Annotated in this window: 7 protein-coding genes and 2 pseudogenes; 5 read left to right on the top strand and 4 right to left on the bottom strand. The window is 71.1% G+C overall.

Going from position 1 to position 7,942, the window contains the following annotated elements; all coding sequences use genetic code 11:
- Window positions 1-152 (bottom strand): annotated as a pseudogene (locus ON38_RS37340) (TrmH family RNA methyltransferase); the annotation flags it as partial.
- A 69-nt stretch (window positions 153-221) separates the two neighbouring features.
- On the opposite strand from ON38_RS37340, the gene ON38_RS02990 reads away from it, so the two are divergent.
- Window positions 222-623 (top strand): YccF domain-containing protein, encoded by a 402-nt coding sequence (locus ON38_RS02990; protein WP_030522800.1) that lies wholly within the window; start codon window positions 222-224, stop codon window positions 621-623.
- A 59-nt stretch (window positions 624-682) separates the two neighbouring features.
- Here the strand turns inward: ON38_RS02990 and ON38_RS02985 are convergent, their stop codons facing one another.
- Window positions 683-1,132: a MarR family winged helix-turn-helix transcriptional regulator gene (locus ON38_RS02985; RefSeq protein ID WP_039822159.1), complete on the bottom strand. Its 450-nt coding sequence runs from the start codon at window positions 1,130-1,132 to the stop codon at window positions 683-685.
- 48 nt (window positions 1,133-1,180) lie between these two features.
- On the opposite strand from ON38_RS02985, the gene ON38_RS02980 reads away from it, so the two are divergent.
- Both ON38_RS02980 and ON38_RS02975 read left to right on the top strand, forming a co-directional pair.
- Window positions 1,181-1,420, top strand: coding sequence for a DUF2530 domain-containing protein (locus tag ON38_RS02980; RefSeq protein WP_039822158.1), 240 nt, complete (start codon window positions 1,181-1,183; stop codon window positions 1,418-1,420).
- A gap of 136 nt (window positions 1,421-1,556) precedes the next feature.
- Window positions 1,557-2,183: a TetR/AcrR family transcriptional regulator gene (locus tag ON38_RS02975; protein ID WP_039822156.1), complete on the top strand. Its 627-nt coding sequence runs from the start codon at window positions 1,557-1,559 to the stop codon at window positions 2,181-2,183.
- A 5-nt stretch (window positions 2,184-2,188) separates the two neighbouring features.
- Here ON38_RS02975 and ON38_RS02970 read toward each other — a convergent pair whose 3' ends face one another.
- Complete coding sequence (locus ON38_RS02970; protein WP_306306649.1) at window positions 2,189-5,053, bottom strand: sacsin N-terminal ATP-binding-like domain-containing protein; 2,865 nt, start codon at window positions 5,051-5,053, stop codon at window positions 2,189-2,191.
- Between the two features lie 110 nt (window positions 5,054-5,163).
- Entirely contained in the window at window positions 5,164-6,843 is a 1,680-nt protein-coding gene (locus ON38_RS34625) for a DUF3027 domain-containing protein (RefSeq protein WP_085995330.1), read from the bottom strand.
- A gap of 17 nt (window positions 6,844-6,860) precedes the next feature.
- Here ON38_RS34625 and ON38_RS02960 point away from each other — a divergent pair, with 17 nt between their 5' ends.
- Complete coding sequence (locus tag ON38_RS02960) at window positions 6,861-7,634, top strand: glutaminyl-peptide cyclotransferase (RefSeq protein ID WP_039822154.1); 774 nt, start codon at window positions 6,861-6,863, stop codon at window positions 7,632-7,634.
- Between the two features lie 92 nt (window positions 7,635-7,726).
- Window positions 7,727-7,942 (top strand): annotated as a pseudogene (locus tag ON38_RS36975) (MFS transporter); the annotation flags it as partial.

Below are 7,942 nucleotides of genomic sequence, written 5' to 3'. Positions count from 1 at the left end.
ATCCGCCGCACCACCACGGTCCCCTCGGCGATGACCAGGCCCTTCCCACCGGGTCGGTCGGGTCTGCGGTCGGCGGCCTTCAGGTCGCGGAAATCGTCGACCCGCGGATCGTCCACACTGTCCACTTCGAGAACCACGGCCACGGCGCCCATCCTGCCAACCCCCATCACGGGCGGTCCGGGGCGGGTGCGCTCGGCGCCGCTTTAGGGCATGCTCGAAATATGAAGCCGATCCAGCTCCTGCTCAATATCCTGTGGCTCGTCCTCGCGGGGTTCTGGATGGCGCTGGGCTATTTCCTGGCTGCCCTGATCTGCTTCGTCCTCATCATCACGATCCCGTTCGGGGTCGCCGCGCTGCGCAACGGCGTCTACATGCTGTGGCCGTTCGGCCGCACCACGGTCGAGAAACCGGGAGCCGGGGCGGGTGCGCTGCTGGGCAACATCATCTGGTTCGTGGTCGCCGGCTGGTGGCTGGCCCTGGGCCACCTCGGCACCAGCATCGCCCTGGCCTGCACGATCATCGGTATTCCGTTCGCCTGGGCGAACCTCAAACTGATCCCGCTCGCGCTGTTCCCGCTGGGCCGCGAAATCGTCGACAGCGACCGGCCCTTCGCGGCCCGCTGAGGTCACGGCGCGCGATATCGCGGACGATCTCCGCTCCGCCGGGTCCGGTGGCTACCGGTTCACTCCGAATCGGCGACGATCTGGTTCATGATCGCGACCGCCCGTTGCAGGTCTTCGAGCTGATCGGGTTCCAGACCCGCGAGCTGCGCGCTCATCCAGGCTTCCCGGGCACTGCGTTCATCGGCGAGCAGCGCGTGCCCGGCCGTGGAGAGCGATACGATGATCTGCCGGCCGTCGGTCGGATGCGGGTTGCGTTCCACCAGGCCGAGATCGGTGAGCGAGGCGATCACCCGGGTCATCGACGGAGGCTGGACCCGCTCCTTGGCCGCCAGCGCCCCGGGTGTCAACGCGCCCTCGTTGCCGAGGGTGGCCAGGACGGAGAGCTGGGTCAGCGATATCTGCGATTCCGCACGCCGCCCCCGTAGATGCCGCGTCAAGCGCACCACCGCCAGCGAGAGGTCGCTGGCCAGCGCCCGCACATCCGAGTGGGTAGTCACAAAGTGAACCATACGTGACACACGTCGGATCGGCGTGCGTACAGCGGTTACGCTGATCGAATGGACCCGCAGCTCCCGCAGTTCCCCGCCTGGCTGACCGATCCGCGGCCGGTCCTGGCCCTCGGGTGCGCGCTGTTCGCCGTCGCGACCGTGGTGGTCTGGCTCGGCGGGCAACGGTGGGAATCGGCCCGCCCGGTCTGCCTGATGGGTTTGGCGGTCGGACTGCTCGGGTACATCATTTTCGCGGTACAACGCCGCGGCGCGCGGCGCGGCGACAAGGGCGCCCAGACCGGGTTGTGACCGCCGCGGCCGGGCCTGCGGGACCGACGGCGATACCGTCCGACGCAGCCAGCCGGGAGTCCAGCGGGACCTCGGCCGCTGAGTGCTGCCCGCCGGGGAATTGACTGTTCGAGCCTATCGGGTCAAACTCGCTCAGGTGTCCTCCCGATTGAGCGTCGAAGAACGACGGGCCCACCTTATCGAGGCCGCGATCGGCCTTGCCGAGAAAAAGGGGGTCGCGGGGGTGACCACCCGCGATGTCGCTCAGGCGGCGGGTGTCTCGCTAGGCGTGGTGCACTACTGCTTCGAGAACAAGGACGCGCTGATGACCGAGCTGGTCAAGGCGCTGTCGATGGAGTTGCGCGATTCGGTGGACGCCAACGAATCGGTGTGGCAGGAAGCGGGCAGCGGCAATACGGCACTACGCGATCTGCTGCGCGCGGGGCTGGAACTCATGTGGCTCAATATCGAAGCCACACCCGAACGCCAGTTGCTCACCTACGAGACCACCACCTACGCCCTGCGCGAGGGCGAGCAGACCCCCGCGAAACTGGCAATCGCCCGGGAACAGTACGCGTTCAACGATTCCACCGTCGCCGATATCCTCGATCACGCTCGCGATGCCACCGGGAGCACCTGGACGGTTCCGGTGGCACAGCTCTCCCGCTTCACACTCGGCGTGATCGACGGTCTCGTCCTGCGCTGGCTGGTCGACAACGACAGCGAAAGCGTGCGCACCCAACTCGATCTGCTCGCCGCGGCACTGGCCGGACACGCGGAATAGCCCGCTCAGTCGGGGCGGGCCGGTCGCCGGATATGGGTGATCGAACCGTCCCGCCACCACGGCACGGTGACCGTCCGGGTGACCGCGCCCGTCAGCCGGATACGCAGTTCGTCGTGCAGTATCAGAGGCCCGTCCTGCGGCGGCAGATCGAACAGCCGGCGCAGCACCACACCGAGCGGCTCCCGCGCCCAATCGGTTTCGTGGCCCCGGCCGACTACTTCCGCGTCGACCTGTTCGGAGACCAACGGTAGGTCCAGCAGCAGCGCAAGGTCGGCGGCGGTGGCCGGATCGGCGACCACGAGCCGGTCCGCGGGTACCGCGAGACCGAACCAGGGCAGGTCGAGCACCAGGGCGTCGCCGGCGTCGATCACCGCTCCGGACAGGGCCCGGACCCGATCGGGCGGATCGAGCGTGCTCAGTTCCAGCCGCGGCACCGCCGCGCCCAGCCGGGCGTGAACCAGCGCGACCACCTCGGGCGTCGGGGTCTTCGCACTGTCGGCCAGTGCGGTCAGCAGCGCGTCGACCAGCTCGTGGTCCATGGCCTCGGGGGCGGCGAGGCAGCCGCGCAGGGCGTCGAGGTCGGCCCGGGACAGGCCGGTGATCGGCAGTTCCGGTAGCAATCCGGCGAATTCGGTGTCCGCCGGATGCCGATAGCCGCCCAGCGCGATTCCGTCGATCCGGGCATAGTGGCGCAACCACCACGCCGTGTAACCGTCCGGATCACCGAGCAGCCGGCGGGTGCGTTCCGTGGTGAGCAACCGCCACAGCGCCTCCGGCCAGGCCGCGTCGTCCACCAGGTCCAGGTCACGCACGGCGACCAGCTCCGCGGGATCCGCGGCGAGCCCGGACCACCAGGTCTCCTCGTCGTCGAGGTGATGGTCGGGGCCGGTGGGGTCGGTTTCGGCGACCACCCCGAAATCCCATCCGACACCGATCGCCCGCAACGCGTCGGCGCCGTATTCGGCGACCACCTCCCGCGCGACGACCCCGAACGGCGAATCCGGAACCAGGAGTTCGATCAAGGGGGCGTCGGGGAGAAGTAGTTCGTCGGCCGGGCGCGTCCCACCGGAGCTGTCGGGGAGTTCGAGCATGCCGAGCCAGTCCGGCAGTTCGGCCGGATCGGCCGCCGCGGCCAATCGGAGCACCGCCTCGATCGTCTCCGGGTCGTCGGGGTGCTCGCCCAGTTCGGCCTGTAGGGCGGGATCCGACAGCAGATCCGCGATCCGCGCCCGCCGCGCACCGAGACGCGCCAGCAGCGGATGCGCCGCCGCCGGATGCACCAGCCGCGCCCAGTGCACCGGAACCGCCGCGGGCAACGCCGTGAGTTCGTCGTCCAGCACCACCGTCCGCGGGCCTGTCACCGACCGACCGTCGGCGAGCGGCACCGCGAGGGCGCCGAGCTCCTCCACCGTCAGCGGGTCGATGACGAACGGCTCCAGTGCGGAATAGAGAGCGAACCACCAGGCGGGCGGCCGGTCCAGCCCGGCGGACAGCTCCGCCAGCCGCGCCGGGCCGAGCCGGTGCACCTCCAGCGCCGCGAGCGCCTCGGCGTAGCGGGCACCGGACAGCTCCGGAACCACCAGCGGATCGAGCACCCCACCCAGCAGCTCGGCCAGTTCGGGCGTGAGATCGGGAAATACGCCGGCCCGCGCGGGGACGGCCACCCGGTCATCCGGAATATCTTCCCCGGGGGACTCGCCGAGTCCGGCGTCGACGGGCGCGGCGACCACCGGTAGCCAGGCACCGGTACGCAGTTCGTGCAGGATCGCCTCGCGAAGAAGCCCGTCGGTCTCGCTTCGTGCGAACCCCGCGGCCGGGACCAGCACGAGGCGGTAGCTCGGGGGTAGGGCCCGGGCGAAATCGGCGTACCCGGCAGCCAGTTCGGCCGGATGGTTGCCCGGGAGCACGCGCCGGCGGTCGGGTTGCATCGGAATATCGGCGATCAGGATCGCCGGCAGGGACAGCTCTTCGTCCGAACGGGTCGGCGCGCGTAACACGTCGGGCGCGGCGGGCACCGGGACTCCGTCGCGCACCGGCAGCAGCCAGCGCGCCCGCGCGGTCCGGAACTCCCACCACACCTGTTCGGTACCGGTGCCGCTGATCCGCAACTCGCGTACGCCCGCGAACGGCGAATCACGGCTCTCGGCGCGCACCACCTCGTCGCCGATCCGGATCTCGCGCAGCGCCGGCAACTCCACCAGCAGCTGCACCGCCTCGGCGCGCATGGATTCCAGCAGGCCGGCCGGGTCGATTCCGGTACGCAGCGACAACACGATCTCGCTGTCCGCGCCGTCGGCCGGGGCGGCGGCCACCGGCCAGGCGAGGCGCAACACCGGCGGTGCGGGCGCGCTTCCCTCGCCGGAGGCCGAAATGCCGGACGCCCGCAGGGCCGCACCGGTCAGCTCCCGGGAGAAACGCAGCGAGCCGGTGGTGGAACGGAATTCGAGCTCGTCGGAGACCGTGAGCACGGCCGTGAAACCGACGCCGAACCGTCCGGTCTCCCCGGCACTCCCCGATTTCCCCGATGCCCGCAGGGCCGTCAGCGCGTGCACTCCGGCGGTATCCAGCGGCGCGCCGGTATTGGCCACCGAGAGGGTCCGGCCCGTGCACGTTACGGTGATCCGGCCGGGCACCCCGGCCTTCACCGCCGCGTCCGCCGCGTTCTGCGCCAACTCCGTCAGCAGGCGATCGCGGTAACCGGCGCGCACCAGATCGGCTTCGGTCGCGGTGTCCTCACGCAGCCGGGTCGGGGAATCGCGCCAGGCCGCCAGCACCGCGGCACGCAGCTCTGCGGTACCGAAGGGATCCGCGCCGCCGGGCTCTGTTCGCACTGGGCCGAACGTATCGCCCACCGCACCGGTCTCACTCACGCGAGCAAGCGTACGTGCCCGGGTGTATCGGGCCTGCCACAGACAGAAGAGGTACCGGCGACCCACTACCCGGGCCGGTCGCCGGACGGGCCGGGGGCCGAGTCACCGGCCTACGGTGCGGTCTCCTCGCCACTGTCCGTTCCGGCGTCCTCTCCACCGGTCCGGTCCGTGGCGTCGGTGTCCGTTCCGGGGTCCGCTGCCGCGGCCGACGCATGCTCGGGGGCCGGCCGGGAGGCATCCGATGCGGTGGCGGCGAGGCCGGGCTCCGCCGGATCCGCACCCTCGGTGGTCACCTCGACCGGCTCGTCCGTGCCAGCTGCCGAACCAGCGCCGGCCGTCGCGGTATCCACCGGGCGGGCCGCGGTTCGGTCGGCAGTTTCCGAATCGACCTCGGCCACCCGATCGCCGGTCGTTTCCGCCGCCGGGGTGTCCACGGCTTCGGCCGCCGACCCGGGGCCGGACTGCGCGTCCGATCCACCGGTGTCCCGGGCGGAAGTAGCTTCGGCAACCGATCCGATGCCCGATTCGGCTGTCGGCACAGAGCTCGACTCGGTAACCGCTTCCGCGCTCGACTCGACAGTCGCCGCGGCGCCGGACTCACCGACCGGGCCGGTGCTCGACTCCGCGACGGGTCCGGGGCTCGACTCGGCAACCGATTCAGGGCTCGGTCCGGTGACGGGCCCGGAATCCGACTCCCCCACCGTTTCGGTGCTCGACTCGGCAACCGTTTCGGAGCTCGACCCGGCAACCGGTCCGGTGCCCGACTCCGCAACCGTTTCGGTGCCCGTCTCCGTAGCGGCGTCGAGCGTGCCCTCCGTGCCCGATTCGGCGGCGATACCCGCAGGCGGCCCGGCGGTGGCGGATCCGGCCGTCTCGTTACCGGCAGGCTCGGCAGTGGGCCCGGATCCGGGTGCGCCCGCCGCGTCCGGCTCCGGTTCACTCGCCTGTGGGACGGCGCCGACCGTCTGCCCCGGCACCACCGCGTCCGGCGCGATATCGGCCTCGGCGGCCGCGGCACTCGCGGCGGCGGCTTCTGGTGCCTTGGGCGGCACCGCGACCAACTCGACGGCGGCATCGTCGTAGGCCTGATAGATCGGCGACCCGGCGCCCGTCGGCAACTGGGTGTCCGAATGCGCGCCGCAGCCGTATCCCATGTGCACCACGTGGCCGTCGGCACCCATCGCGTTCGCGCATACGCCGAAACAGGCGCGCAGCGCACCGGCCAGCGGCAGATAGAAACCGCAGCTTGCGCAGGAGCCCGGAGCGGCCTTGGCCATCTCGGCATCGGGGCCGTACTCGGCGTACCAGCGTTCGGCGGCCTCGGCCCGGCCCTCCCGGCTGAGCACCTGTTTGCGGCCCAGGCCCACCTCGGGGGCCGTCTCGTCGATCTCGGGGTCGCCGGTGGCGGTGTACCCGGGAGCCAGGCGCGGGTCGTCGGCGGGTGGGGCCAGCAGATCGCCGGGCGCCAGATCGCCGGGCCGGATGCGCTGTTCCCAGGGCACGAACTCCGGCGCGACCAAGGCGTCGGGGCCGGGCAGCAGCGCGGACTCGCTCACGGTCACCCGGTCGGTATCGGGCGCGGCGGCCACCACCACCGCCCACTGCCAGCCGTGGTAGCCGGGCAGGGTGGCCTCGAAACGGTGCGTCGCCGAACATTCGTCCTCGGCGCGGACTCCCAGATGCGCTCCGACCCCGGTCGGTTCCAGGTCCACGAGCGCACTACGAGCCAGGTCGACGGCCCCGGCCAGGATCGTCCGCACCTCGGTGTCCGAAACAGATACTGCGCTCACGGTCTACATTTTGCCGTATGAAGCACACTCGGCGTACCTGGGTCGGTGCCACGCTGGTCTGCCTGCTCGCCGCGGCCGCCTGCCGGAACACCGACGACGCGGTTCCGCGCCTGGACATCGAGGTGCTGGCGACCCATGGCCACGATCTGGGCGCGTTCACGCAGGGGCTGGAGATCGACGGTGCGGTGCTCTACGAGAGCACCGGGATGGTCGGGTTCTCGGGCGTGCGGACGACCGATCGCGCGACCGGCGCCGAACTCGCCCGTACCCACCTGCCGCCGCCCTTCTTCGGTGAGGGCATCACCCTGGCCGGCGACACGCTGTGGCAGCTCACCTGGAAAGAAGGAGTCGCTTTCGCGCGCGACCCACGGACGCTGGCCGAGAAACACCGGGTGCGGTACGAGGGCGAGGGCTGGGGGCTGTGCACCCGCGACGGGCGGCTGGTGATGAGCGACGGGTCGGCCGGGCTCACATTCCGTGACCCGGTCACCTTCGCGCCGACCGGGTCGGTGCGGCTCACCGAGCGCACCGACGCGCGCCTCAACGAACTCGAATGCGCCGAGGACGGTTCGGTGTACGCCAACGCCTGGCCCACCGACGAGATTCTCCGCATCGATCCGGAAACCGGGCGTGTCCTGGCGGTCGTCGATGCCACCGGGCTGCTGCCACCCGCCGAACGCGCGCAGACCGACGTGCTCAACGGGATCGCCCAGATCCCGGGCACCGACCGCTTCCTGCTCACCGGGAAGTACTGGCCCACGGTGTTCGAGGTCCGTTTCGTCCCGGCCTGACCGGCGCCGCGGGACAGCGACACATCTCACTTTCCGGTCATCGTGAGCAGGGCGGAGTTTGCCGGGCACCACCGTGGGCCAGAATTGATGATGTGCCCACTTCCCGCGAGCCCTCCGGTTCCGATCGCGGTCAGTGGCCCGCCGGCGAGTCTCCGCCACCCCAGCGGCATCCAGGTTTCGACCGCTACCCCCCGCCGAACGTGCCACACCGCAATCGTGAACCCGACCCCGGCAACCACCGCCCGGCCCCGCCGCCGACCCGTCCGCTGCCGCCCGCCGAGTCCGGCGACGCGCGGCCGGTCGACCGC

Origin of the sequence: Nocardia testacea NBRC 100365 (genome assembly GCF_000308775.1) — a bacterium.
GTDB lineage: Bacteria > Actinomycetota > Actinomycetes > Mycobacteriales > Mycobacteriaceae > Nocardia > Nocardia testacea.
The sequence above is the reverse complement of the archived record's forward strand: the minus strand, read 5'-3'. Positions and strand labels throughout refer to the sequence as shown.